We start from the raw sequence: 26315 nt of genomic DNA on the forward strand, positions 1-26315 counted from the left end.
GCTCCTTCGCTCTTTATTACATTACTTTTGGAAAACTCATAATTACCTCAGTTCCGTTATTCTTCTGACTTTCAAATGCTATTTCCCCCTGCATTGCCTCAATTATCCGGAATGTTACCATAAGTCCAAGACCGGTTCCCTTTGTTTTTGTTGTAAAGTAAGGTTCCCCTAGTTTCGCCAACTCAGCAGCTTCAATCCCTTGACCGTTATCTTTAATATGAAGGTAGACCTTGCTATCCATCTCATATGCTCGAATTTGCACCTCTCCGTCATCTTGAAAAGCTTCAATACCGTTTTTAATAAGGTTGATCATGACTTGTTTAAACTTCGATACATTTCCACGTATATAAAGTCCAGGTGGAACACTTACAGCAATACGTCCGCCTTGTAAAGTTGCTAGCGGCATAATAATTCCTTCAATTTGTTTAATTACTTGGTTAACATCGATATCAACGGTTTCATCCAACTGAGGCTTAGAAAAGGTTAAAAAATCTGTAATGATAACCGATGCTCGATCCAGTTCCTCGATCGCTATTTGCATATATTCTTTTTCTTTCTCCTCTGATCGTGAACCGATTAACTGTAAGAAACCACGCGTTACCTGTAGGGGGTTCCGCACCTCATGAGCGACGGAAGCAGCCAAGGAGCTTATGATTTCCGTCCTTTCTGAAAGTTGAAGCTGATGATTATAAAATTCTAGCTCTTTCGAGTAGTTGACCAACAGTTCCTGATTCAGAGCAAAACGTCGGACCAATATAACAATGAGGGTAATAAATAAGGCAATGCCTCCCCACTTCCATAAATAAAATTGATAATTCAGTGAAGATCTATAGAAGTTAACAAGATCTAGTATACTCATGACAGCCAACGTGCCAAATCCGATTGAAAACACAACAGCTTCCTTGTTCCCTTTTCGCATCAGCTGAAAACATAATCCGATGATCAAAACAAATTGGAAAATCATCAAATAGCCTAAAACGGTTACCGCTACAAAAAAGTATGCTTTATTAAATTGATAATGATTCAATTGATTGATGAACATAAATGCGATTAATAGAACAGAATAAGCAACCTGAAATTTCCGAAATCGACGCACCCATTTAAATTTCCCGTTATCAAAGATTTGCTCGAATGACCAAGTTAGCGCCGGTAAAAACACATTAAGAGCCACATCGAACAAATTGATAAATAAACCACCATAACTTGTGAAATTGGCGTATACAAAAGGAGAATATGTAATAAAAATTATTCCTACTGACAAACTTAATACACTTATTAGCATCCAGCTTTGAAGCTGACCTCTTTTCAAGAAGATAGATCCAATTAGCATAATCAGTGCAATGAATAAAAAAGCACTTCCGAGAATAATATTCTGCAAATCTTGAAGTACATACGACCTCATCAGAATCGAGTATTGATCTATCCTGATAGTTGGGTATATACTCAAACGGTCCATAGTTGACTCCAACTTTAGATATACAGTTTCTCCACTTTCCACACTACTAATCGGGAATAAACTCCTCTGTGCGTCATACGGAAAATCATACCTCGATTCTCGAATTAAATGTGCTCCAATGTATACCTTCAGTTTCTGCGTACGAATGTCTTGAATATAGATGCCATAGTCTTTGGGTAAATGTGCAGGCAGTTGGAATTTAACCCATACAGATGAGGTATGTTCTGGTTTATCAGGAAAAGGTTCACCGCTTTTCACTTTTCTCCAGCGCTCAGGTAAGGCAGCACTGACGTCTACAATTCCACCTGACGGATCCCCCCACAGGATCGAGTACTCTGAAATCGTTTTTATTTCTTCTGGAACATCATTGGCAAATACTCGCGGCATTAAAAACGAACTGCTCAACACAGCAACAAGTACCACTAACCAAAGCGTTGGAGAAAACCGCTTCATGTGTTCACCATCCCCGTCCAAACTTAACTTACGATGTTTAACAATAAATGAAATTCGACAGGACGAGAACTTTCCCTTCTTTTACCAAGTAAACAATAGTCAAACAAATATAGCCACCCCCTGCCAATTAGGGGGTGGCTATTACATACCATATAAGAGGCTACGCGCAGGCTCAGTTTCAGCTACAACACGGCCATGGCTAATCACATACCGGCAATCCGGCTGACCCCGTACAAGATCCATGGCATCCCGGCCGGGCAGCAGAATAAAGGATGCCGGCTGGCCAACTTCCAGCCCATATTCGTGAAGCTGCAGCACTTTCGCAGCGCGCACCGTCACCATGCGCACAAGCTCAGCGATTTCTTCCCGCCCAGTCATATGCGCAAGATGGGCCGCCATATGAGCTGCTGCTAGCATATTTCCAGTGCCGAGCGGGTAGAAAGGCGTCTGAATGTCATCATGCGCGATGCTAACATTCACACCCGCCGCCTGCATCTCCTTGATCCTAGCGATTCCACGTCCTTTGGGAAAGCGATCGAAGCGGCCTTGCATAGCGCTGTTGATGAGCGGGCAGCAGACGACGTTTATGCCGGATCGAGCCGTTATGCCTACCACTTTCTGAAAGTAGGCGTCACTATAATACGCGGAAGCATTCGCATGCGCTGCGGTAACACGTTCCCTTAGGCCATAACGAATGGCCAAGTGAGCCGTGCTCTCAAGGAAGGTTGAATGCTCATCGTCCATTTCATCGCAGAACACATGGACGAAGCAGCCATACTTCTCGGCTAGGCGGAACACGATGTCGAGCGACGCGAGGCCTTCCTCACGCGTAGGTTCAAGATGCGGAATGGCGCCGATCCCATCTGCGCCAAGCTCGAGCGCCTCCTCCAGCCGGCGCTCATTCTCCGGGCAAGCGCGAATCCCGTCCTGCGGGAAAGCGATGACCTGCACTTTCATGTGCGGCTTCACGCGCTCTCGCAGGTCAAGAAGTGCCCGCAGCGCCGTCAGGTTCGGGTCCGATATGTCCGCCTGCGTGCGAACATGGAGAATGCCTGCCGCCAGTTGCAGCTGCAGCACTTTCTCCGCCCGCTTCCTGACATCGTCATAGGTGAGCGATTGTTTGCGCTTTTGCCATAACCCGATGCCTTCAAACAGCGTACCGCTTTCGTTCCAAGCAGGTTCCCCCGCCGTTAAAACCGTGTCCAAATGGATGTGCGACTCCACGAATGGAGGGAGCAGCAGATGTCCGCTGCCATCGATTTCTCGTTCGGCTCCACTGTCAATAACGCCAATTCCGACGATTCTACCGTCCTTTACACCAACATCGACAACGCCCCGGTTCTTTGGGTCATCCAGAAGACGTACACGTCGAATGATTAAATCAAGCAGGGTGATCACCTTCTTCCTATGGCGCGTTCATTAGCTGTCTTTTTTCATTTCGGATTCATGCCAGGAGCTCAACACCCATTTGGAGAAAGCATTGACCAAGAGGAAAAAGGAAATGCCCAGCGCTGAAGCCGACAGCCCGCACGCGAATAAATACGCTGTTTTTAACCGGGCGGCCGCATACGTAATCGCATAACCAAGCCCGCCTGCTCCCCCACCGATGCCAGCGATATACTCACCGACGATGGCGCCGACAACAGATAAGGTACAGGAGATTTTCAACCCCGCAATAATATAAGGCAGAGCAGCCGGGATGCGAAGTCTCCACATCGTTTGAAAGGCGTTGGCATTATACAGGTAAAACAAGTTGCTCATATTTTGATCCGTAGAATTTAAACCGATTAAGGTATTTGAGAGCATGGGGAAAAACCCGATCAAGAAGGTAATGATGACAATGGCATTCATGCCCGCATCGAACCAGATGACAATTAATGGCGCAATTGCAACAATCGGAATGGTTTGTAAAATGATAGCGTACGGATACACGCTTTTCTCGATCCACTTGGAACTGGCAAGCAGAATCGCACCCGCTACCCCCATGATGATGCTGAGGAAAAATCCGAGCACAGCTTCAAGCGTCGTCGTTGTGACTGACACCCATAACGCATGTTTGTTTTCCACGGCGGCAGCCACGATGTCAGACGGCTTAGGTACCAAATAAACAGGCGCCTTAGCTAAATAAGCAATGAGCTCCCAGCCACCGATGAAAACAACAAAGGCAACCAAGGGAGGCAGCATGTGCTTCAACAACATAAGGAAGCGATAGCCCGGTGAGGCGCCTTCATCGAGTCGGTTAGCCCAAGCGGAACGTTCACGGGCAGGGAATATTTCGTCAGGCAGCATTTTTAGATAGTTAGAATCAACAGCCATTTGTCGTGTCTCCCTTCATTTAAGGCTCAACCTTCATTTTGCCAGGATTCAGAAGTCCTCTAGGGTCATTCTCGCGTTTCTTGCGCGCCATGCTGCCAACCTCACCACGTCCGCCTTGTTCGAGCACCCAAGTGTGCGGATCGAAGATCTTGACCCCTATGGATTCGCAAAAGGCAACAATCTCGTACAGTCGTTCTTCGCTTTGGAAGCGAACAAGTGGAAGCGCATTTAGCGCGAGTTCTCCACCGCTGCGCACCCATTCGAAATGCAAGTAAACTTCGTCGCCCCATTTCGCTTTCAAAAGCTCGATTTGTTCCTCATAGCGGCCCAATTCAAAACCTGCCTGCAAATACGTCATAGAGGAGTCCGTCTTCATTGCCCATAGTGTTGTATGATTCCATGTAAAATCCGACACGCCAATCGTTTTCCGATATTGCTTGGCTTCTATGAAATGGTCGATGCATCCACCATAGCCATCAACAAGCGCTTCGACGGAATCCATACTTTCCTCCGCAATCTCAAGCATAACGGCTGCCTTGCCAGCTTTGATCACTTTGGCAAATGGAACAAAATAAGACGGAATCGGCCATTCCATCGGAGCAATAAGCCGCTTCGGAATCTTTTCCTCTCTCGCCAACGCCTCTCCGAACTTCATGGATTCCTGCAGCGTATTAAAGCTGACAATGGCTTGAGCCCACTCCGTGCGCGGAGAAAGCGGGATCGTCACCTCGGTTAAAATGCCGGTCGTTCCATAATTATGAATATAATCAAATAAATCACGACCTTGAATCACGAGGCGCTGTGGCGTCTCTTCCATTGTATAGATCACAGCTTCAAGCACATTGCCATCCCACAGGTTGCCATGGGTGATAGAACCGATTCCCCCGGAACCTCCGCTGACAAAACCGCCCACCGTTGCTTTGACATAAGTGCTCGGATAAATGCGAATCTCCTGCCCGGCCTCGCGCGCCTTTTTATCCATGACACCCAGACGCACGCCGCATTGAAGCCTTGCATAGCCAGGTCCGATTTCGAGAATTTCATCCATACGGCTTAAATCAAGAACAATACCGCCCTGCAGGGGAACTGCTTGACCGTAATTACCTGTTCCGGCTCCACGCACCGTCACAGGAATGTTATGGTGGTAACCGAAGGCGATAATTTCAGCCACCTCAGCCTCAGAACGCGGTATAGCAATGACATCCGCTGCTTTCATATGCTGCAATTGCCGATTAAGGACAGGAGAATACCAGTAATAATCCTTCGAAAGTTTTTCTCTCGTTGCACGATCCACATGCACGATCTCGTCCCCGAGGCGCTCCTGCATGATTTGCTCCCAGTTCATTTGCATCGCCATCTGCGTCATCCTCTCCTCTTAATGCTCTAACGCTGCTGATACTTCCCGCACCAAATCGCTGAACTGCGCCGTGGTCCGGAAGCTTTCATCCCGTGGAAAAGGCACCGGAATATCCAATCGCGCCGATATTTTGCCAGGACGCGGTGTCATGACAACAACACTTGTGGATAAAAACACGGATTCAAACACATTGTGCGTCACGAATAGCACCGTCATCGATTTATCCTGCTGCCAAATATTAAGCAGCTCCATCTGCAGCGTTTGACGGGTAATTTCGTCCAAAGCGCCAAACGGCTCATCCATGAGCAGCAGCTTAGGCCTGGAGATCAGCGCGCGGGCAATCGAGACACGCATTTTCATACCACCGGAAAGCTGCCTTGGCAGCACCTTCATATAATCCTTCAAGCCGACAAGCTCGAGCACGCGCTGCGCCTCATCTTTTTGCGTCTTCTTGTCTACTCCCCGCAATTCCAGCGGCAATCTAACATTCGCTTCGACCGTCGACCAAGGCAGCAGCGTATGATCCTGAAAGACGAAAGCGATATCGCTTTGCTTACGCGCTTCCTTCGGCGTCGTCCCAAATACGTCCAGCTTGCCGCTGCTCGGTTTGGCCAGCCCTGTAATCATTTTGAAAATCGTAGATTTCCCACAGCCGGAAGGACCCACGAAGCATAAGAACTCCCCTTCTTGAATGGATAGATTCACATCCTGCAGGGCAATCGTTCCGTTCGGGTATGTTTTAGACAGATTTTCCATACTTACAAATGTAGGACTAGCTCCGAGCTTACTTGGATCGTGGACGAGGGGGGAATTCATGGCCATATCGATCATCTCCTAGATTTGTTTTTGGATTCCGTTTATCTATAGGTGCTTTTTCAATGACTTCATGTCAAAAGCTTGAAATTCGAGCAGTGCTTCGGCGATCATTGCACCGTAGGTAACCGTCATGGCTTCGCCTTTTTGAACCGTAGCTTGCGCAGCGTCTCCGGAGATGCCAGAGTGGGATAAATCGTCCATCACCCATGCAAAAGCACGGTTGCGCAGACCTAGATAACGTGAGCTCGGATAATTTGGGAACTCCGTAGGCGCCGCTTCCATGTGCACCCAATGTGGAATTGCCGACATCACGAGCGACGTTTCCATATCACCCGCATGAATGCCCGCTTGCTTTTCCAGCGGAGTTATCCATTCATCGGCACCGCCAAGTCCGCCAGGGTCTAGCCGAAAGACGGCCAATCCAGTCTCTATGCGGATTTCACGAGCCATCATATTGAGCAAATCCGTGTTGCCGCCATGCGTATTCACCAAAACTAACTTCTGTAAGCCGCTTCTAGTAAGGCTCTTGGCAATATCCATGACGACAGCCATCAACGTTGTTGCAGATAAGGTGATCGTTCCGGGATGGCCGAGATGCTCAGTGCTTTTGCCATAAGGGATGGCCGGCAACAGCCAAATATTCGCATCATCCGGAAGCTGATGGAACGCTTCTGTTAGCAGCACCTCGGAGATCAACGTATCCGTAAACACCGGCATATGCGGACCATGCTGCTCAACCGCGCCCACCGGCAGAACGATCAAGGCGTCATCTTTCGGTAACTCATCTACCTCCAGCTTACTTAATCGAGGGAAAAAGTGGCGATCCCATGCTTTACCTGTATAACGACTGAATGTCACAATGAGCGCCTCCTTATGCGTCGTATGATTTGTTGTTCACCTGTATGAAAAAAGACCCAATCTCATTGACAAGAACGGATCCTAGCTTTCAATGTAGCAACGTTTTAACCGGAAGCTTCTTTTGTCCGAAAAAGCTGCAAAGCTGCGGCAACATCCGCAACCCGCTCCCCTAACCGAGCAGCCATCAGCAGCTCCCTAGGATCAGGGGACAACGAACTGTCTGGACCTGCCAAGGTAGAGGCGCCATATGGCGAGCAGCCAATCGCGTCCGCTGTTAAATATTCTGGATTCTCGGAGTACGGTAGACCTACGAAAATCATGCCGAAATGAAAGAATGGCACCATAGCCGTCAAAATAGCTGCCTCATGACCAGTATGAATAGAAGCCGTCGAGTTAAAAATGCCCGTTGGCTTCCCTTCTAAAGCCCCTTCTACACATAACTCTCCAGCCATTTCTAGAAACAACTTAACTTGAGCGGGCATCGTGCCATAATAAGTGGGAAAGCCCCACAATATGCCGTCAGCCCATCGCAAATCATCATTAGTCGCATAGGGAATATTCTCTTGTAATACACCTGCTGCTTCATATTTACTATAACGATCTGTCAACCGAAATTGATTGGATAAGCTTTTACTACTGCTTGTAGGCCTCTCCTTATCTGGCTGGATGACGCGATTCTGAGTAGCGGCCATTTCGGGGATGCGCACGATCTTTACATGATGAGCCCCTGACTGGCTGGCCCCATTGGCCACAGCTTGTGCCATCTGAAAGACATGACCGAATGCACTGTAATAAACGACCAGCAAGTTAGCCACCCTCAATTTCACCCTTTCGCAAATTCATGTTTATGGAAGGATACTTCTCGTGAAGCCTCATCCCAATAGCGGGCTAACGTGTTGTCCTGCCATTTGGTTTTGGCTGCAGCCATGCGCACCCACCTTCCCCCGCTATACACCCATCGCCGTTCCGGCAGCATGGTGAAGATCTCTTCCGGCGTACTGCCGTCCATGACGACAAAGTTCGCTTCATTGCCCGCCTTGATGGCATCATCGGTAAGTCCCAACACTTTAGCGGGAACATCCGTAATCATGCGCAGCAACGTACGAAGATCGTCCGGCCTTCCCATATGAGCGGCGTAGGAGCTGATTAAAGCAATTTGCAGCAAATCACCTCGCCCGAATGGATGAAAAGGATCGTGAATATTATCGGAAGCTACCGCAATAGGAATGCCTGCCTCCCATATTTCTTTCAGTCTGGTTACCCCACGCCGAATTGGGAAGCTGTCATGTCTGCCTTGCAAATACAGATTCACCGCAGGTAAGGAAACGGCTTTGAGCCCCGCATCCGCCATTTGAGCGATGATGCTGTGCGCATCTTGATCGGTCATGGATGCCAGCGCGCATAAATGATCAACGGTCACTCGTCCTTCGTATCCTTCCGCCTTCGTTCGATAGGCGATATGCTCAATCGTGCGAATAGCCGGATTGTCGGTTTCGTCACAATGAAGATCAATCGGCACGTCGTATTTCTCCGCTAATTTGAACACATAATCAATATCTTCTTTCGGGGTCATCGATAAATGAGGGGCTCCCCCAATTCCGTCAACACCCATCCTTAATGCTTCTTCGATGGCGTCTACGTCCATTGACATAAAGTTGTAAGGACACATTGGAAACAGCTGCAACGTTAGGTAAGGGGCCAGTGCTTCTTTTGCTTCCAAGGCAGCTTCAATCGTACGTAAGGCAACTTCCCTGGAAACTCGCAGGTTAAAATCCAGATGCGTCCGAATCCGTGTCGTACCAAACGATAATGCTTGCATAGCCGAACGAATCATTCTAGATTTAATTTCCTGCTTGCTAAAAGAAGGCGATGCTTGCGAATAATTCTGCACAGCTTCTTCTAACGTCCCGCTTCGATTCTCAACCGAAGTTAAGGAGAAAGCTTTGTCCAGATGCATGTGTGCATCCACGAAGCCCGGCAGCATGATTTTACCTTCCAAATCAATAATCGGCCTGTTGGAGTCCAGAAAAGCCTGCGTAGGATTCCACGTTTCCAAAGAAACAGCGCCAGGCGGGGCAGCATCTCCTTCTTGCTTGAGAATCTGTGTCCAAACCCCATCCCGAATCGATAGGCGAAACAAATGCCCCTCATCCTCCATGGGTAATCGAACATTGATGAAATCCAAATTCGTAACAGAAGCCAATGCCGCCACCTCCTGAACCATTATTATTTTTTAGGTAAAAATTGGGTTGTGAACACTTTATCAATGCTTTCAGCCGTTTTTAGCACACCAACATCAACTAATTGCTTCTGAACTTCCTCCCAGCGTTCCTTGGTCATGACGCCAGTCCCTTTCGTTGCAGCATCGCCGCCAAATACGAAATCCATTTCTTTTGCAGCGCTAAATTTCATCATATCCAAGCCCATATCAGGGTTCTTTTGTTGAATGCTCGGGTTAATCTCCTCAGAATGATCTTTGTAGTAGTCCCATCCTTTGACCGTGGCTTCCACAAAAGCTTTCACTTGATCCGGATGTTCGGCAATCATCTTCTCCGTTGTGAAGTAAACTCCGCCATAAATGTTGTATCCGGAATCGGCATTCAGCAGCGTCCCATACTCCACTTTTTGCTGATCAAGGGTGAAAGGCTCGCTAGTCACGTAACCTTGTGTGAGCGATGTTTTATCATTAACAAAATTGACTAATTGACCTGTGTATTTCATTTCTTGGGCCGAGTCTAATTTGTATTTCTTCTTAATGAACTGCCAGAAGCTCGCAGTGGAAGCTACGTACACTTTGTGACCATTAAGATCAGCAAAATCTTTCACTCCTGAATCTTTATGGTAAAACAAAGCTTGCGGGCTCTTTTGCAACGAGGTTGCGATCGCTACAATTGGAATCCCCTCTTGTCTGGCCACCAAAATATCGTCGCCGTTAGCCATCCCGAATTGCGCTTTGCCTGAGGCAACAATCTGTGTAGACGACACCTGCGGTCCGCCCGGCATCAGCGTCATATCCAAGCCTGCATCTTTGTAGTAACCTTTGGCTAACGCCGCAAAGTTCCCGCCATGTTCTGGCTCAGCGAACCAGTTCAAAACAACCGTCGCTGGAACGATAGCTTTAGGCGCCGTCGTAGCCGCTGTTGATGCAGCGGGAGCCGTGGAAGCCGCCGGCGCTGTGGAAGTTGGTGCGCTTGGCGATGATGAAACTGAGGTGCTTCCACTACCGCAGGCGGCAAGCATACTTGAGATCGCAATAAAGCTAACAGACAAGAGTACCGGGCGTTTGGCGACTAGCGGATTCGTATCATTGAATCGTTTCATTTGAACATCCCCTCCATATTTGGTTATCTCTACAAAGTACTTATCGACCTTTAGTCAAATATAGAATTGATCGTCTATGCGCGTCAACGAAGATGCTAACGTTTTGTGTTTAATCACAATAAAAGTACGCCTTTTTATTATATTTTCAAGAATAAAGTGAATGACAAGCCATGATATATCCCAAAAAACGAACGTTAAGCGATTTTACACGACACCAACCTTGACTCCAAGTTCCCGCAACCAACGGCGATAGGCGATAGAAAACCGGTCTACCTTGTGATTAAGCTCTACTTGCAAATCAAGCGGAAGCAGCTCCGGTTTCTGCGTCTCAATCACCTTGGCATCTTGATCAAAGACAATATCCTGAAAACGGATGAAATTCGCATCATCCACATCAAAGGCATAGTTACGTGACACCATCATGTGAACAATACATTCTTCTGCCGCCACAGGGAGGACCGTCAGCATGATCCACAAGGTTTGGCCGTTGCTCGGATCCGCTTTGGACAACCGTGCCGATAAAGGCCGGTACACTTCCTTCCTATACACGTAAGTCGTTCCTTCACTTTTATCTGAACCGGAATGGGCTACAGGCTGAAAAATCGGAATATGTTCAATATAAATTCGATCTTTTTCTTTGATGACCTCGAAGTCAGGCAGCTCCGCATAGTCCGGGTGTCCCAGCAAATTCTGGTGGACGAACATCAGATGGGCAAAATCCGTAAAGTTCTCGATTACTCTCGTACCCGCTGCCGCCACCTTATAAGGGCCGCATGGCAGTGGACGAAACGCGGGATTGGCAAACTCGTCGAAATGAGGAAGCGGCGCTGTCGGCTCACCAATACACACCCAAATAAAACCGTATTTTTCTTCACAATGGAAAAGCTGAGCTTTGGCTCTTGGCGGGATTTTCTCCCCCTTCGGCTGTGCGGGAATACACACACATTGGCCGGAAGAATCATATTGCCAACCGTGGTAAGGGCAGACTAACGCATCGTTTTGCACCCAGCCTCTGGAAAGCATCGCTCCACGATGAACGCATAGATCCTGCATGGCATGAACCCCTTTGCTGGAACGGTAAAGCGCCACTCTTTCGCCCAAAATAATGACACCAACAGGCTGCTCCTTCAGTTCTGACGCGAGGTACACCGCATGCCAATCATTTTCCAGAACGGGATCATGTAGACGTTGTAAGGCCATAACTATCATCCTCCTACGGAATTTATGAAAATCATACACATTTGAACCTGTAAAAAAAGCTACTCGTTGTCTGCGAAAATAGGATATTTTCCAGCTAATTTGGCACGCAGGACATTAACCCTGGCTTGTGCTCTCTTTAAAATTTCCTGCTCATCCACCCAGGTGCATACGCCTTTGTCGACAACTACGTTGCCGCCGACGATGACAAGATCCACGTCGTTGCCGTTCGCATTGTACACTAGGGCGGAAGAGGCGCGATGGACAGGGCTGATATGTGCCTTCATCATATCTACTGCCACCAGGTCTGCCTTCTTGCCAGGCTCCAGACTGCCCAACTCATTGCTCCTTCCAACCGCCTTCGCGCCATTCACCGTCGCCATACGCAGCACATCCATCGGAGGCAATAAGGTAGCATCCAGCTCATTCACCTTGTGCAAGCAAGCCGTGAACTTTAGAACCTCTAGGTTGTCTTGGCAGTTATTGCTGCCGGGACCGTCCGTCCCCAAAGCGACATTAATGCCCATGCGCAGCATGTCAGGCACTCGGGCAACGCCGGATGCTAAATACATGTTGGAGACAGGGCAGTGGATAACCGATGCCCCTTGATCGCGAATCATGGCCAGCTCGCCGTCATCCAGCCAAACCCCGTGCACGACCTGCGTTTGCTCACCCAGGAGTCCAACTTCATTCAGGAGCTCCAAGTTGCGCAATCCATAACGTGCCATCGTTGTATCGATCTGCTCGCTCGTTTCCGCCACATGCACGTGTGAAATGAGATGGCGATCCCGGCTGAAAACCGCCGCCCGCTCCAGATAACCACGCGAACAGCCATATAAATTGAGCGGCCCAAGCGCGATGCGGATTCGTCCTGAAGCAGCCCCTTCCCATTCATCAAGCAAGCGGTCCGTGGCGCCAAAGATTTGCTCCTCGGTCTCTCGCAATCGGACTTCTCCCGCCAAATCCGACCCTCCTCGGGCCAAATGCCCGCGAATGCCGGAATCGATCATGGCTCGCAGCACACTCTCGTCATTCTCAGGGTAGGTATGGATATAATGGTGATCCATGATGTAAGTGGCGCCCGATTTCAAATTTTCAATACATCCGATCAATGCAGCCAAATAGAAATCTTCTGGCTCCATCGCCAAGCTCATCGGCCAAATGATCTCCTTCAGCCACTGTGCAAGCGGGGAGTGATCAGAAACGCCTCGCATGAACGTCTGAAACAAATGCGTATGCCCGTTGATGATGCCAGGTATCACAACTTTTCCCTTTGCATCGTAGTCATACGCCGCTTCCGCCTTCAGGCCATCCATCCTTCCAACTTCGCTCCATGCTCCCACTTCTACGATGACATCGTGCTCCAGATAGACGTAGCCTGGTTTGAATATCTGATTGGTGGCATTCATGGTGATAATCGTACCGTTGTAGATCAGCTTCTTGGACATTCGATTGCCGCCACCTTCCTCGCGTTAACTTTTATTACACAGTTTAAAAAATTATGTATATGTGTTATGTTTATTAACACGATTATAGGAGCGGCAATCTTTTCCGTCAACGTCACTTGTAAATGAAAACCAAACAATTTGTAACGTTTTTTAGTGAAATATCGCCAGACTAATTAACACTTTTTGATTTTGGAACGTATTAGTGCTGTTTTTTCGTGAAAATATGTTTTTTATAATCAACTGTATATATTTTTCTGTGTAAGGAGTTGTGTCATGATGGAACTTCCACATCTGGATCAAGTGGATCAAGAAATTATTAAGCTGCTGCATGAGAATGGCCGCCTTTCCTACGCCAAAATTGGAGAAATCCTTAATCTCTCGCGTGTAGCGATTCAAAAACGAGTCGAAAATCTAATCGACAATGAGGTCATCGAGAACTTCACCATTCGATTGAATGCTACAAAGTTAGGAAAGGTCGTCAGCGCTTTTTTCGAAGTCGAGGTTGAACCGCGCTTTGCTGAAGAGGTGGGCAATCAACTATCGGCGGATCCCAATGTCATCTCGATCTATCAAATGACAGGAAGCAGTTCGCTGCATATGCATGCTCTGTTGAAGGATGAAGCCGCGTTAGAGGCATTTTTGTATCAGAACATCTACAAACTGGGTGGCGTTGTTCGCGTGAATACGCAAGTGGTGATCAAACGTTTTAAGCAGGGTACTGGGCTGGAGCTTTAATTTTGCGCAGCAATAAAAAAACCGTCAGGGCTTGATGAAAGCCCTAACGGTTTTTTTATAAATTCAAACGATACATCGCCTTATTTTCTAATCCGCGAATCATAGGCGTCCAAGCGTCCGTCTCCGGAGTGACTTGCAGCGTATCCTCGACCATCTGCAGCTTCGCATCCATCGAATCGATATAGTGCAAAGCAACTGCCTCGGGAATTTGCGGCAGCACTGGGCTTCCCCATTCCGGCAAATTATGATGCGACAACACGATATGCTGCAGACCGATCACGACATCGGATTGCAGATCTAGCGCATGGTGCAAAGCCGCCTCCGTAATCCAATTCGCCGCCATCGAAATATGCCCTAGCAGTTTGCCCTGCACGCTGTACTCCGTAACGATGCCCAGCTGCGCAATCATCTCCTCCGGTTTCGCGATATCATGCAAAATGATGCCTGCTTTGATCAAATCCGGATTAAGAAACGGGCGCTGTTTGCAGATGAATTCGCCAATTTCCAGCATCCGCACAATGTGATAGGCTAGCCCGGCGAAATAGGCATGATGATGGGTTTTGGCAGCCGGATAATGATTAAGCTTCTCCCCCACTTTTGACACACAAAAAGAAACGATCGATTTGATGTTTGGATTTTGGATACTTTCCAAAACGCCATTTATGGTATGAATAAGATCGACTGGACTAATCGGAGCCGACCGAATGAAATCAGTCATTTGTACGCCATCTTCCGGCAATACCTTGCGTATTCTACCAATTTTCACTTGCAATCTATCGCGATAGGTTTGAACCAGCCCCTGAACCTTCACCAATGTCATCGGGAAAAAGGTTTCCTTATCTGCAGCGCTGACATCCCACATTTTCGCCGAAATCTGCCCGCTGGCGTCACACAGCACAATATCCATGAAATCCTTCGCAGGCGTTGTGTTCGTTTGCTTAATTTCCAATTCTTTAATGAGATAAAATCCAACAAATTCTTCTGGTGCTTGAAGCTGCTTAATTAATGTCATTTTAGTTCCTCCACATGTCATTAGGAACTATTATACTATGAAAATGACAAAATGGCTGAATTCATTCGTAGATTCGACTCTTTCGCTCAAAATCCGCCTCAGTCACGTTGGCCGATGCGGCACCTAAGGAACTACAAGCCGCTATTCCAGCAAATTTAGCCCGTTGCCGCATCCAAGCGGAACAGCAGGGCTCTATTTGCCCGCCAAACTCTGTTTTCCTTGCGAAAACGGACAAATAGCGGCCCACAGTTCTCTCTGCGTGCGAAAAAGGCGCACTTCATAGAAATAGCGCCCTGTAGTTCCCCTCACGGGAGAGGAAGTAGCCTTTCGAGGAAGGCGCAGCCTACCGCAGCCCGAAAAATGCCCTCGTCGTACTCGTCGTCGCCTCCGCAACCTCCTCCACCGTTTTGCCTAAGCAAATAGCAACGGCAGCTGTCACATGAGGAAGAAACATCGGTTCATTCCGGCCATCCTTCGGCTTAACGGGCAAATCACGTGGCGTCAGGAAAGGAGCATCGGTTTCCAGCATCAGACGATCTAGAGGGATTCGCTTCACCAGCTCGCGCAGATGCCTCCCTCTACGTTCATCGCAAATCCAACCGGTAATCCCAATATGCAGACCAAGCCCCAAATAAACTTCAAGCTCCTGAGCCGTCCCTGTGAAGCAATGGACAACAGCCTTAACATTCCCTTTGCCCAAATAAAGCTTCAGAATTCGCACGAAATCGGAATGTGCTTCACGCTCGTGCAGAAAAAGCGGCTTTTCCAGTTCGCAGGCAAGCTGAATCTGTTCTTCAAACCATTTGCGCTGGATATCACGAGGCGAGAAATCGCGGTTGTAATCCAAACCGCATTCTCCAATCGCAACAACCTGCGGTTTCGTGGCTAAACGCCGTAATGTACCCATCGTTTGCCCTGTACAATTCCGCGCATCATGCGGATGAATGCCGGCTGTTGTGAACAGCTGCCCGGGGAATTTCGCTGCATACCGCGCAGCTGAATCGCTATTCCTCTCGCTTGTGCCCGTCAGGATCAGAGGCGATACACCAACCTCAAGCGCCCTTGCAATTACCTCATGACGGTCCCCCTCAAAAGATCGATGCATCAAATTAACTCCGATATCAATAAGTTGCTTATTCACTCCGACCACTCCTCTTTGTGCTCATAAATGCTGCAAAACTCTGCAGGAACAGCGTCCGCGAGCCAGACTTCATTACCTGCGTAATAGAACTTGATCCCAGCACGGCTAGCTTTTACCGTATCGATGTTTAAAATGACAAGTTCCCCTCTACGCTTACCAGCCAATGTCGCAAAATGCAGCCCTTCAGACAAATGAACATATTGACGCTGCATGGGACGCAATCCTTGCTCCAGGATCATCGGTGCAGCTTGCGCATTCGTACCATGATAGAGCACTATCGGCGGCACTCCGGTCGGATAGCTGACTTTGTCATGACTATGCCCATACCTTGCCCTGATGCGATTGGCAATGATCTCAAAACGCTGCTTTTCACAGCGCTCGACCACTTCCTCCAAATCAGACAAGCTAAGCTCCGACCACCCTGACTGGCCACGAAGTACTTGCAATAAATCAACAACTTCGCATGAACCATCAACCGAGTCGAGCTGCAGCCCGAATTGTTCCGGAGAATGCCGCAGTATTTTACTCATCAATTTGCTTAATCTTGTTTGTACATGTTTAGTTAACATTCCGAATCACACTCCTCTCTTATCCATCATCTCAAACCACCAAAAACCCAACCCGAACCTCCGAATCTTCCTTCAACCACGACATGGACTGCCCCTTTTGCAAATCCGCTTTCATGGACTTCACCAGTTTTTCTATATCCACACTCATCTCGTAATGCCACTGAAGCGCCGCTGCTGCGTACAATTCATTTAACTGGGCAAAAGTAAATCCTTCCGTTTGCTTCGCGGTTACCCTCAGTAAATCATCGGTCAGCAGCTTGCCAATCCCTTTTTGCTCCAAATAGATCTGTCTAAGCGCCATATCAGGAAGCTTAATTTCATAAGCGCGATCAAAACGCCCTGCACGGTTCATTAATGCCGGATCAATTTGCTCTGGATAATTCGTCGTTCCAATGAGGAAAATACCCTCTTTCGAAGTAGCGCCGTCCAAAATGTTCAAAAAATAAGACCGGGCCCGCTGGGGCATCGCATCGATATCCTCGATCACAAGGATCATAGGCGCCAGATTCGCCGCCGCATGAAATACCTCCTGAATAGAGTCGCTGCACGTATTCTCTGTGATTTGCCAATAAGCAACAGGGGCTTTCACGCTGCCGGCGATGGACTTCACGAGCGTTGTTTTCCCATTCCCCGGTTTGCCATAGAGCAGAATGCCTCTTTTATAAGGAAGCTGATATTCCTTGAAAAAGGTACGATCCTCATCAAAAAATTGATCGATGGATCTGTAAATGTCCCGCTTTACTTCGTCCTTCATAATGACTTCGGATCGGTCAACCATGCGTGTAATAGGTGCCAGTTCTTTTTCCATCCCATGCGGTCCGTCTGTAAAAATCGTCACTTGCCGCCGATCTAAGTCTCTTCGCCGCTGCCGCGCGTGCTCAAGAAACCGCTTAAGACTGGCATCATCTACGGCAAAAACAAAATCCTCAGCGCCAATGCCATGCATCCGAAAAATCGGCACCCTGGCTAATGCGATCCCCCAATCCGGATAGGCAAAGACGTTATTGCGCAAGGTCGGAAATATGCCGTACGCCGAAGATTCCTCATCCCCTTGGATGCCAAATGCACGAGATTCCATAAGATCAAAAATTTTCGTAACGTGCTGGACTTGAGGACTACCCGCTTTGACGTCCTGCTCCAACATTTCCCAATATTCTTCTTTCCCGTCGTCACTTACATAAGGTTCAAAATACTCGCCGAACAAGTCGCTCAACACACTTTGAATGCTCCCCAGTACATAAGCATAATCTCCATATGCGGCCAGCGGGCTGCCTCCAGACCCGATCGGAGCGGAGACAGCCGCCGCAGTTACTTCTCCTATTTTCAAGTTGGAATCCCTCTTCATTTAGCACCTTTTACTGCCGCCATAGGTTTGCACTTTGCTACAACCTGAGCCAAATCCGCCCCGACGACACTCTCTATGATTTGATCGACATCTTTATAAGCTTGCGGAGATTCATCAAGAATCGCCTCTAATGACTTTTGATTAACAACGATTTCCTCATCAGTCCCGACACGCATGGAGGCGGCGAATTCACTCAGCGTAATCAGCTTTTTCGTAGCACTACGCGAACGGATGCGGCCTGCGCCATGGCAGATCGAGTGAAAGTTGGCTTTGCCGCCAGGCGCTCCAACCATGATATAAGAAGCCGTTCCCATTGAACCGGGAATCAGCGCAGGGTGGCCGGTGTGCACATAGGGCTGCGGATTATCCGGGTGCCCTGCGGGAAGCGAGCGCGTTGCCCCTTTGCGATGGACAAAATAGGACTCGCCCTCCTGTTTCTCCTCCCAGGCATAGTTATGCATGAGATCGTACAAGGTCGTCATTTCAAACTTTGAGCCAAATACATCTTTGCCAGCCTCACGAATGGCGTAAGCAATGAGATGGCGATTCACAACGGCATAATTCAGCGCTGAGTACATCAAATGAACATAAGTCTGCGCTAGCGGATGCTCGAGTGGAGCAAAAAGCAGCTTAGGATCTGCGGTTCCCAACCCCAGCGTCCGCATGACTTTCACCATATCGCTGCTGCTGACTTGGCTGACGGAGCCGCCCCAAGCGCGTGATCCGGAATGGATCATAACTACGACTTGGCCGTCAAACAGGCCCCATGCTTCCGCCACTTCGCGGTTCTCTTCAGCGATCTCAATCGCTTGAATTTCGGCAAAATGGTTCCCATTGCCCAGCGTACCGAGCTGACGGTGTGAACGATGCCAGACGGCATTCGAGAACCGATTCAACACATTTTCATCCAATGCAAATTTGCTGCACTCGACATGTGTAAGGGAAGTCGCTTTCCTTGGCGTATAGCCATCCGGGATATATTTTTTCGGCAAGCCGTGCAATCCTTTAGTCACAACATGTTCCAAACGAACATCCGAGAAGTGACCGCGCGCGTGGTCTTCCACAGGCAGATACTTCTCGATGGTCTTCACGAGCTTGCGGCGCAGCTTCACATCTTTGAGCTCATCTTTATGCACATTGGTCATATGCACCCTCATGCCGCATCCGATATCGCTGCCGACAATCGACGGCGACACATAACCATCGTGAGCATGCCACGCAGCCGTTGTACCAATACAAGTACCTACACCGACATGTACGTCTGGCGTATAGCTCATAAATTTTTGATTCGGAATCTGCAAGTTGTTGTTCGCCATCTGAAAAATTTGATAATCTAACGTTTTAAACAGCTCAGGCGCTGCGTAAACATGGACAACCCCTGAAGGGAGCTGAACGTGTTGAACATAATTTTCTTTCATTCCATTGTATCCTCTCTATGAACCCCAAACCTCCTTCAGCGCATCCCGGAACAAAACATCTAAAGCATGATCCTGCTGTTCTCCAGAGACTGAAATGTGTTTGGCGGTTTCTTCAAAATAAGCGATTTGTCGCTCTAAAAAGTCGTTGATCACCGATATTTTCGGCTCTAAGTCGAATTCGACGCCAGCCTTTTTCCGTGCCAACAAGGTGTATACTTCTTTTTTCAATACCGAATCCGTGAGCATTTGCTCCACTAATTCTTCGAATTCCATCGGCGGCATCGAGCCGTATTTCTCAATCCATCCGCATGCGAGTATGGGCCTCAGCACATAGAAATATTTTTTGATTTTAACAAGATCGCCTTGCAAATAGGCTCGAAGGTTCCCTTTCGCCATATGCAGGTAGTGATGCATAGTGGATCGCGGAGAAAAAGTCAGCGGAGATAGCTTCCGGATTTTCTCTGTTACGCTGAACTGCTCCAGATAGGGCATCGGCGATTGAAGCCACTCAAGCAAAGGCGGGTTCGACTTACGAAACAAATGCAATGCCTTCTTCAAATCCCAACCGTTGATGTCGAGAAGATCGCTGATTGGGCGCTCGATCACATCCCGTTTCTCCAAGATAGACAAGTACCATTCCACAGGTCTTACATAGATAAACCTCACATCGTAATCGCTATCCTTGGACGGAAATCCCCAAGCCCTGCTGCCTGACTCACAGGCATATAAGATCCGAACGCCTTCCTCTTGTTCGATTTGTTTAAGCTCTGTCTGTATTTTGCTAACATCCAACGTCATCGGGCTCACCCTTTCTTCTTCAAAATGCGCATACAAAAAAGCCATAGACCAACAGCGTCTACGGCTTTTCATGTCAAATGTAAACGAAGCCACTCTACAGAGGACTTACGTATTCGTCACAAACCCGGCTGAGACCGAAGGTAATCTGCTTAATTTAATTGTCAAATTACGGATAGAATTTTGATTGCGAATCATATCGTCGGCCTCCTTTCCATTCATTTACAAACATCATACGAGCGAAACCTGCATCACGTCAATCACCCTGCGGCGGAAAAAATCGTTATACTGATTTGTCTAAATCCCTTTGATCGCAACCATAGGCTTGCAAACCGCCACCACATCCGCAAGGGAAGCACCCACTACGCTGTCAATAATCTGATCCACATCCTTATAGGCTTGCGGGCACTCATCCAGGATCGTTTGCAGGGAACGATGGTTCACCAGTATCTCTTCCTCCGTACCTACTTTCAGCGATTGCGCAAATTCATCGACCGTAACCAGCTCTTTCGTTGCTTTCCTTGATCTTGCCCGACCAGCCCCATGACAGATGGAGTAAAAGTTCTTGAGCCCTTCCTCTTTCCCCACCATGATAAAAGACGAGGTTCCCATCGAGCCCGGAATCAAGGCCGGATGACCGGTAGCTTTGTACGCAGCTGTATTTAGAAAATGCCCAGCGGGCAGCGCCCTTGTCGCACCCTTACGGTGAACAAGCATCGGCTGATTGCGATGAAATTCCTTTAGCGCATAGTTATGCATAAGATCGTAGAGCACAGGCAGCTCTTCCTTTTCGCCAAAAACTTCCCTGAACGCTTCACGCACGCCGAAGGCAATCATATGCCGGTTACTAACCGCAAAATTTAAGGCTGAGTACATTAGATTCAAGTAAGTCTGGCCTTCAACGCTTGAAACCGGAGCGAACATGAGATTGCGATCAGGGTTTTCAATCCCCCAGCTTTGCATCACTTCTCTGAAAACTTTGGTAAACTCTTGGCCTAATCTAGCTCCCCACGCGCGGGAGCCGGAGTGGATCATGACGACCACCTGACCATCGAACAGCCCCCACTGTGCTGCCAACTGCTGATGCTTTTCGGCTATTTCCAGATATTGAATTTCGATAAAATGATTCCCTCCGCCCAGCGTTCCCAGCTGGCCATGCGCATATTTGCCGATTTTTGCAGGCAATTTTTCAAGATAAGTATGGTCGAACTGGAACGTAGCTTCCTCGACATGCGTCAACCACCGTTCGCTCGGGATATACGATTCCGGAAGTCCTTTCAACCCGTGTTTTACGACTTCCATAATATCAATGTCTGCGTAATTCGTGTTCGTGCGCTCATTGGTCGGCACATACTTTTCAATCGCTTTGATTAACTCCCTGCGCACACCTTTATCTTGAATGTCCTTTTTGTGCAGTGACGTCGTATGAACGCGCATACCGCAGCCGATGTCCACACCTACAATGGAAGGGGACACGAAGCCGTCTTTTAGACTCCAAACAGCCGTTGTTCCGATGCAAGTTCCGATCCCCACGTGGGCATCCGGCGTGTAGCTCATATGCAAATTGCGGGGAATCCGCAGATTATTGTCTGCCATTTCATAGACACGTTGTTCAAAAGATTGGAACACCTCTTCGTTAGCAAAAACGTGAAGGCGGCCGTGAGCCAGCTCCATTTCGTAATGATTGTTGCCGTGGTTATTCATTTTCATTTCCATCTCGATTCTCCTCCGTCTGTCTTCTACACCTATCTTCGCTTATTTAGGATGAGGCGAACATGGCGAAAGTATGACGACACCTGAAAAGTTTTCCATTTTCTCCAAAACGCACCCCTGTTACAATAAGATCAGGTTAGAGGAAGAGTGAGGGGATTGTGTGGCCAGGGAAAGCTTTGATAAAGAAGTCCAGTTTCTGCGGATGTTCGTGCTGACAAGCGGGGCATACAGCCGACAACAATTTGCGGAGAGACTCGGAATTTCAGTACATACCTTTGATAAAACATTGCGCCGGTTAAAAGAAATTATCGCTACAATGTACCAGCAAGCACCGGATGCCCAGCAGAAAGAATTTGCCGATATGCTGCGCTACAGCTATTTCGATTCAACAGAGCCCATGCTGCTGTTCTTATTTCGAGCCAAATCGTTGAAAGAGTCGGAAAGTCAACGCATCGCTGCGCTGCTGGCCGCTTTGAATGAGCAGCCTTTAACCGCGATTGAGCTGCTTGAGGCATGCAGTAAAGGCATCCCCAGCGAGGCGGCTCTTCCGGATGAAAAAACCATTCGAAACGATCTGAAATATCTGGAAGAAGTCGGCGTCATTATAAAAACTTCCGGGTCACGCCCCTATCGGTACCGTATACATAATGCATTCATAGATGAGCTTTCGCAGGATGAGCTTATTGATCTTTATGATTTTATAGATGTTATGGCCAATACACAGGTGCCTTCGGTACAAGGTTATTTACTGCGTGACGGGCTTAAAAAGCACATGAATCGGAACTCGGCCGAACTAACGGCTGTAGAGCCATTTTTGTATAAATATCAGTATTACTCCCGGATTCTGGACGAAGCCCATCTGTCCGGATTGCTTTCTGCGATCACCCAGCGCCGCAAGGTCCAATTCCTTTATTTTTCCCCCAAAGCCGGTCAATCTTACGCCTCAAAAAATACGAATCCCTTATTCGAACGGGAAATGGAAGGAAAGCTGCAGAAGGCTCTGCCGCTGCAAATCGTGTATGATCACCAGTACGGGCGGTGGTATTTGCTGGCCCATGATTCGCGGCATGGCATCCGTAAATTCCGGGTCGAAGGGATGACACAGATTGAGCATGACGAGCCGGTTGACCCCTCTTTTTTCAACGAGCAAAAGTTGGATTTAGAAAAGCGAATCAAGCTAAGCTGGGTCATAGACACAGGGAATGCCGTAACGGTAAAAGTGCGCTTCTTCAATCCAGGCCGAACGGGTCCGAATTTCATTAAAGAGCGCGTACTTCTTCAAGGTCAATGGGGAGAAATTACGGAGGAGCAGGAAGATTCGTTCGTTTACGAGATTACCGTCAATGGGACTACAGAAATAAAGCCTTGGATTCGAAGTTTTGGATCGAGCTGTGAGGTGCTGGAACCTGGCGAATTCCGGCAGGAGATGATTGCGGAGTGGAAGGAGCTGTCAGGCTATTATGAACCTGTTCGAGAAAATATTTAACTATGATATGGTTACCAAGCTGGAAAATGCAGGGACATTCATGGTGACTTCCGTTGAGCGCTCATGGTTAAAAACCATGCTGAGTCACCCTGCTGCCCTGCACGCTTTCACACCAGCTGCTATGGAGAAACTTCAGAAGGTACTGGAGGCAGAACCTGCCTTGGATTTGTCCCAGGCCTTCATGGAGAAGGCACGCAGCAAAGAGAAACAGGTGTTTCATCCGCAGCTGCGCACACTCCGCCGAGTGATTACACGGCAAGGCGCCATCAGGCTTACTTACCGCGTGAAAGATGAGCGTACTTTTGCTAATGAAATGGCTTTTCCATACAAACTCGAATATTCTCAGGTCAAAAAAGACTGGTATTTGCTCTGGTATCATCTCAGACACCGGGCCATCATGAGCACGAAACTGGACAATATTGAAGCCGTTCATGACCTGCCTTTCTCCCCCGAGCGGGCTGCCCAAGTGCAAGTTCAAATTGAAAAACTGCTGCACAAACGTCACATTCAGGCAACCATCGCTGTCGTCAAATTATACAATCGAGAGTTGTCGCGGATTCTTTATGCCTTCTCTTGCTTCGAGAAACAGGTCGATTATGACGAAAGAGAGGGTACGTACACCATCCAATTAACCTATCTCAACAATGAAGCTGAATATGTGCTAAGCAAGCTTCGTTTCCTTGGCAAGCGGGTGCGCGTCGTGCGAGGCGAGTATTTGCAAAAGCGAATGCTGGAGTCAGCGCAAAAGGCTTTGGCGAGGTACGAGGCGCCAGTTGGCGTGGAGTCTGCTGAGGGGGCAGCGGGAAGTAATATGTGAGGGTGGAATTGGAGGGTGACTGTGCTGAAAAGGCTGTCCCCAACTCTTGGGGACAGCCTTTTCGCAGGCAAACCAGTTAACCTTTGCCGATCCAATCGGCTTCGGCAATCTCTTGCCATCTTTTGCGAATCGTAGTATAAGCTTCTTCGGGTAAATTGCCTCGTTCCAGCAGCTTCGCGTTTTCCAACCAACGCGCTGGATTCGCCGTGCCGACAATCGCGGTATGGACGCCTGGTACAGTCAGCGTGAAACGCAGAGCAACTTCAATAGATTCCTGAAGTTCCGTTTCCAGGAAATCGTATTTCAACTGCTGTAGACGATCCCAATAGGCATGATGATAGGCGCTTTCCGGCTTCTGGCCTGTTTTCCACGCTGCATTCGCAATTGGGCGCTTCACAACCACACCCATACCTCTTTCAATTGCTACCGGAATCGTAAGCTCGATAGCTTCTTGATCGGCAATATTGATCGATGTCTCCAATGAGTCGAATAAGCCGGATTGAACCGCGTACTGAGCCGCTTTATGATCGCCGCTGTAGCCGATGAACCGCGTTTTCCCTTGCTCTTTCGCGCGTTGTAAAACCTCAATAACTTCCCCTTGCCGAAGCAATTCTTCCGAGCAGCTGTGCAAATGAATGACGTCGATATAGTCTGTGTTCAGACGTTTTAAGCTGCGGTCAATGCTCAATTCTAGCAGCTTCGGATCCCAATCAGAGAGATCAAACCCGGAGGCATGACCGCATTTGATGAATAAATAGTAGTCATCTCGGCGGTGAGATACCGTTTTACCGATTAACTCTTCGCTGACGTTATAACATTCAGCCGTATCGATCACATTTAAACCAGCATCCAGCGCACTTCCTAGAAGCTTGTCTACATCTGCCAGTGAAGCTGAAGAAAAACCGATTTCAGCGCCACCAAAACCTAGAACGCTAACCTGCATGCCTGTTTTGCCATAAAGACGCTTCTCCATAATCGCTTATCTCCTTTGAAGAGCACTAAGATATCGTCATTCTTATTTCGTCATTATCGCTTCTACGCGCTCTAGAACGTCAGCGGATAATGTAATATCCGACGCTTTCGCATTGTCCTCAACCTGTGCAGGACGGCTCGCACCAACTAAGGCGCTGGAAACATTCGGCTGACGCAAGATCCAAGCAAGCGCCAAGTTCCCGATTGAAATGTTCAGGTCTGTAGCAACCGCTTCAAGCTGCTGAACCTTCGCAATATTTTCCTCTGTCAAACCTTTGCGGAAATTATCCAGCTTCGCTGCTCGGCTATCTTGAGGAATATCAGAAACAGACTTATATTTGCCCGTCAGCAAGCCCTGCGCCAATGGGGAGAAGACCACCTGGCCAATTCCCTGCTGTTCGCCTAACGGAATCACTTCTTTCTCGATATACCGATTAAAAAGGTTATATATAGGCTGATTGACGATAATTCTATCCAGCAAGTACTTATCAGCTACGGCTAAAGCTTGCGCCATTTGGGCCGCCGTCCATTCACTTACGCCGACATACAGCACTTTGCCTTGTGTAACAAGATCATCCAGTGCGCGCAGCGTCTCCTCAATTGGCGTTTCCTTATCATAGCGGTGGCAGTAATACACATCGACATAGTCCGTATCCAACCTCTTCAAACTCGCATGCAGCTGCTCAAAAATATGCTTGCGAGAAAGCCCTCTGTCATTCGGTCCATCACCCATGCTGCCGAACACCTTCGTAGCAAGCACGTAGGAATGACGCGGGTAATTTCTCAAAACCTCGCCTACGACCTTCTCGGCCTCGCCACGTTCATACACATTCGCTGTATCAAAAAAATTAATCCCCAATTCATAAGCTTTATGAATGGAGTTGACTGCATTCTCACGCTCAACATAACCACCATATGTCAACCAACTGCCTAAACTAATTTCACTTACCTTTAATCCTGAAAGCCCTAATTTACGATATTTCATCTCATGCATCCTCCTAATATTTTCAATTACAGGCTCTACTATTATATCAATAGTTGATTAAGGAATATAAGTAGTGAAAAGTTTCTTACATAATATCAAGTCAGT

23 protein-coding genes are annotated in these 26315 nt (G+C 48.1%); 3 read left to right on the plus strand and 20 right to left on the minus strand.

Going from position 1 to position 26315, the window contains the following annotated elements:
- Positions 1-16 precede the first annotated feature (16 nt).
- From RQP52_RS29930 to RQP52_RS29980, 11 genes are all read right to left on the minus strand, one after another.
- Positions 17-1909, minus strand: coding sequence for an ATP-binding protein (locus RQP52_RS29930; RefSeq protein WP_315955218.1), 1893 nt, complete (start codon positions 1907-1909; stop codon positions 17-19).
- Between the two features lie 141 nt (positions 1910-2050).
- Entirely contained in the window at positions 2051-3307 is a 1257-nt protein-coding gene (locus RQP52_RS29935) for an amidohydrolase family protein (protein WP_315955219.1), read from the minus strand.
- Positions 3308-3328: 21 nt separating this feature from the next.
- Positions 3329-4108 carry an ABC transporter permease gene (locus RQP52_RS29940; RefSeq protein WP_246239471.1) on the minus strand — a complete coding sequence of 260 codons (780 nt, stop codon included), beginning with the start codon at positions 4106-4108 and terminating at the stop codon, positions 3329-3331.
- A gap of 136 nt (positions 4109-4244) precedes the next feature.
- Complete coding sequence (locus RQP52_RS29945) at positions 4245-5582, minus strand: FAD-binding oxidoreductase (protein WP_315955220.1); 1338 nt, start codon at positions 5580-5582, stop codon at positions 4245-4247.
- Positions 5583-5600: 18 nt separating this feature from the next.
- Positions 5601-6398, minus strand: a complete 798-nt coding sequence (locus RQP52_RS29950; protein WP_315955320.1) for an ABC transporter ATP-binding protein — start codon at positions 6396-6398, stop codon at positions 5601-5603.
- 45 nt (positions 6399-6443) lie between these two features.
- A complete protein-coding gene (locus RQP52_RS29955) occupies positions 6444-7256 on the minus strand; it encodes a creatininase family protein (RefSeq protein ID WP_315955221.1) in 813 nt (270 codons plus the stop codon).
- Between the two features lie 104 nt (positions 7257-7360).
- Complete coding sequence (locus RQP52_RS29960) at positions 7361-8071, minus strand: NAD(P)H-dependent oxidoreductase (protein WP_315955222.1); 711 nt, start codon at positions 8069-8071, stop codon at positions 7361-7363.
- An 8-nt stretch (positions 8072-8079) separates the two neighbouring features.
- Positions 8080-9459, minus strand: coding sequence for an amidohydrolase family protein (locus tag RQP52_RS29965; protein ID WP_315955223.1), 1380 nt, complete (start codon positions 9457-9459; stop codon positions 8080-8082).
- Between the two features lie 23 nt (positions 9460-9482).
- Entirely contained in the window at positions 9483-10577 is a 1095-nt protein-coding gene (locus tag RQP52_RS29970) for an ABC transporter substrate-binding protein (RefSeq protein ID WP_315955224.1), read from the minus strand.
- 204 nt (positions 10578-10781) lie between these two features.
- Positions 10782-11777, minus strand: a complete 996-nt coding sequence (locus tag RQP52_RS29975; protein ID WP_315955225.1) for an aromatic ring-hydroxylating dioxygenase subunit alpha — start codon at positions 11775-11777, stop codon at positions 10782-10784.
- A gap of 59 nt (positions 11778-11836) precedes the next feature.
- Positions 11837-13222 carry an amidohydrolase family protein gene (locus tag RQP52_RS29980; RefSeq protein ID WP_315955226.1) on the minus strand — a complete coding sequence of 462 codons (1386 nt, stop codon included), beginning with the start codon at positions 13220-13222 and terminating at the stop codon, positions 11837-11839.
- A 273-nt stretch (positions 13223-13495) separates the two neighbouring features.
- Here RQP52_RS29980 and RQP52_RS29985 point away from each other — a divergent pair, with 273 nt between their 5' ends.
- Positions 13496-13957: an Lrp/AsnC family transcriptional regulator gene (locus RQP52_RS29985; protein ID WP_315955227.1), complete on the plus strand. Its 462-nt coding sequence runs from the start codon at positions 13496-13498 to the stop codon at positions 13955-13957.
- Between the two features lie 55 nt (positions 13958-14012).
- Here the strand turns inward: RQP52_RS29985 and RQP52_RS29990 are convergent, their stop codons facing one another.
- The 7 genes from RQP52_RS29990 to RQP52_RS30020 all read right to left on the minus strand — a co-directional run bounded on the left by RQP52_RS29990 (position 14013) and on the right by RQP52_RS30020 (position 21947).
- Entirely contained in the window at positions 14013-14969 is a 957-nt protein-coding gene (locus tag RQP52_RS29990; RefSeq protein ID WP_315955228.1) for a 3'-5' exoribonuclease YhaM family protein, read from the minus strand.
- Positions 14970-15312: 343 nt separating this feature from the next.
- Positions 15313-16119, minus strand: coding sequence for a TatD family hydrolase (locus RQP52_RS29995; protein WP_315955229.1), 807 nt, complete (start codon positions 16117-16119; stop codon positions 15313-15315).
- Positions 16107-16679: an RNA 2'-phosphotransferase gene (locus RQP52_RS30000; protein WP_315955230.1), complete on the minus strand. Its 573-nt coding sequence runs from the start codon at positions 16677-16679 to the stop codon at positions 16107-16109. Before RQP52_RS30000 ends, RQP52_RS29995 begins: the two co-directional genes overlap by 13 nt.
- Before the next feature lie 31 nt (positions 16680-16710).
- Positions 16711-18006, minus strand: a complete 1296-nt coding sequence (locus tag RQP52_RS30005) for an AAA family ATPase (protein ID WP_315955231.1) — start codon at positions 18004-18006, stop codon at positions 16711-16713.
- 14 nt (positions 18007-18020) lie between these two features.
- Positions 18021-19442 (minus strand): RtcB family protein, encoded by a 1422-nt coding sequence (locus RQP52_RS30010; RefSeq protein WP_315955232.1) that lies wholly within the window; start codon positions 19440-19442, stop codon positions 18021-18023.
- A 15-nt stretch (positions 19443-19457) separates the two neighbouring features.
- On the minus strand, positions 19458-20240 hold the full coding sequence (locus tag RQP52_RS30015; protein ID WP_315955321.1) for a nucleotidyltransferase domain-containing protein: 783 nt from the start codon (positions 20238-20240) through the stop codon (positions 19458-19460).
- 294 nt (positions 20241-20534) lie between these two features.
- Positions 20535-21947 (minus strand): RtcB family protein, encoded by a 1413-nt coding sequence (locus RQP52_RS30020; RefSeq protein ID WP_315955322.1) that lies wholly within the window; start codon positions 21945-21947, stop codon positions 20535-20537.
- 163 nt (positions 21948-22110) lie between these two features.
- Between RQP52_RS30020 and RQP52_RS30025 the strand changes: the two genes are divergently transcribed.
- Both RQP52_RS30025 and RQP52_RS30030 read left to right on the plus strand, forming a co-directional pair.
- On the plus strand, positions 22111-23436 hold the full coding sequence (locus tag RQP52_RS30025) for a WCX domain-containing protein (protein WP_315955233.1): 1326 nt from the start codon (positions 22111-22113) through the stop codon (positions 23434-23436).
- Positions 23411-24253, plus strand: a complete 843-nt coding sequence (locus RQP52_RS30030; protein WP_315955234.1) for a WYL domain-containing protein — start codon at positions 23411-23413, stop codon at positions 24251-24253. Before RQP52_RS30025 ends, RQP52_RS30030 begins: the two co-directional genes overlap by 26 nt.
- Before the next feature lie 76 nt (positions 24254-24329).
- Here RQP52_RS30030 and RQP52_RS30035 read toward each other — a convergent pair whose 3' ends face one another.
- Together RQP52_RS30035 and RQP52_RS30040 are read right to left on the minus strand one after the other, a co-directional pair.
- A complete protein-coding gene (locus RQP52_RS30035) occupies positions 24330-25226 on the minus strand; it encodes an aldo/keto reductase (protein WP_315955235.1) in 897 nt (298 codons plus the stop codon).
- 42 nt (positions 25227-25268) lie between these two features.
- A complete protein-coding gene (locus RQP52_RS30040; protein WP_315955236.1) occupies positions 25269-26210 on the minus strand; it encodes an aldo/keto reductase family protein in 942 nt (313 codons plus the stop codon).
- Positions 26211-26315 lie beyond the last annotated feature (105 nt).

The sequence above is a fragment of the Paenibacillus violae genome, from assembly GCF_032461945.1.
Taxonomy (GTDB): Bacteria; Bacillota; Bacilli; order Paenibacillales; family NBRC-103111; genus Paenibacillus_E; species Paenibacillus_E violae.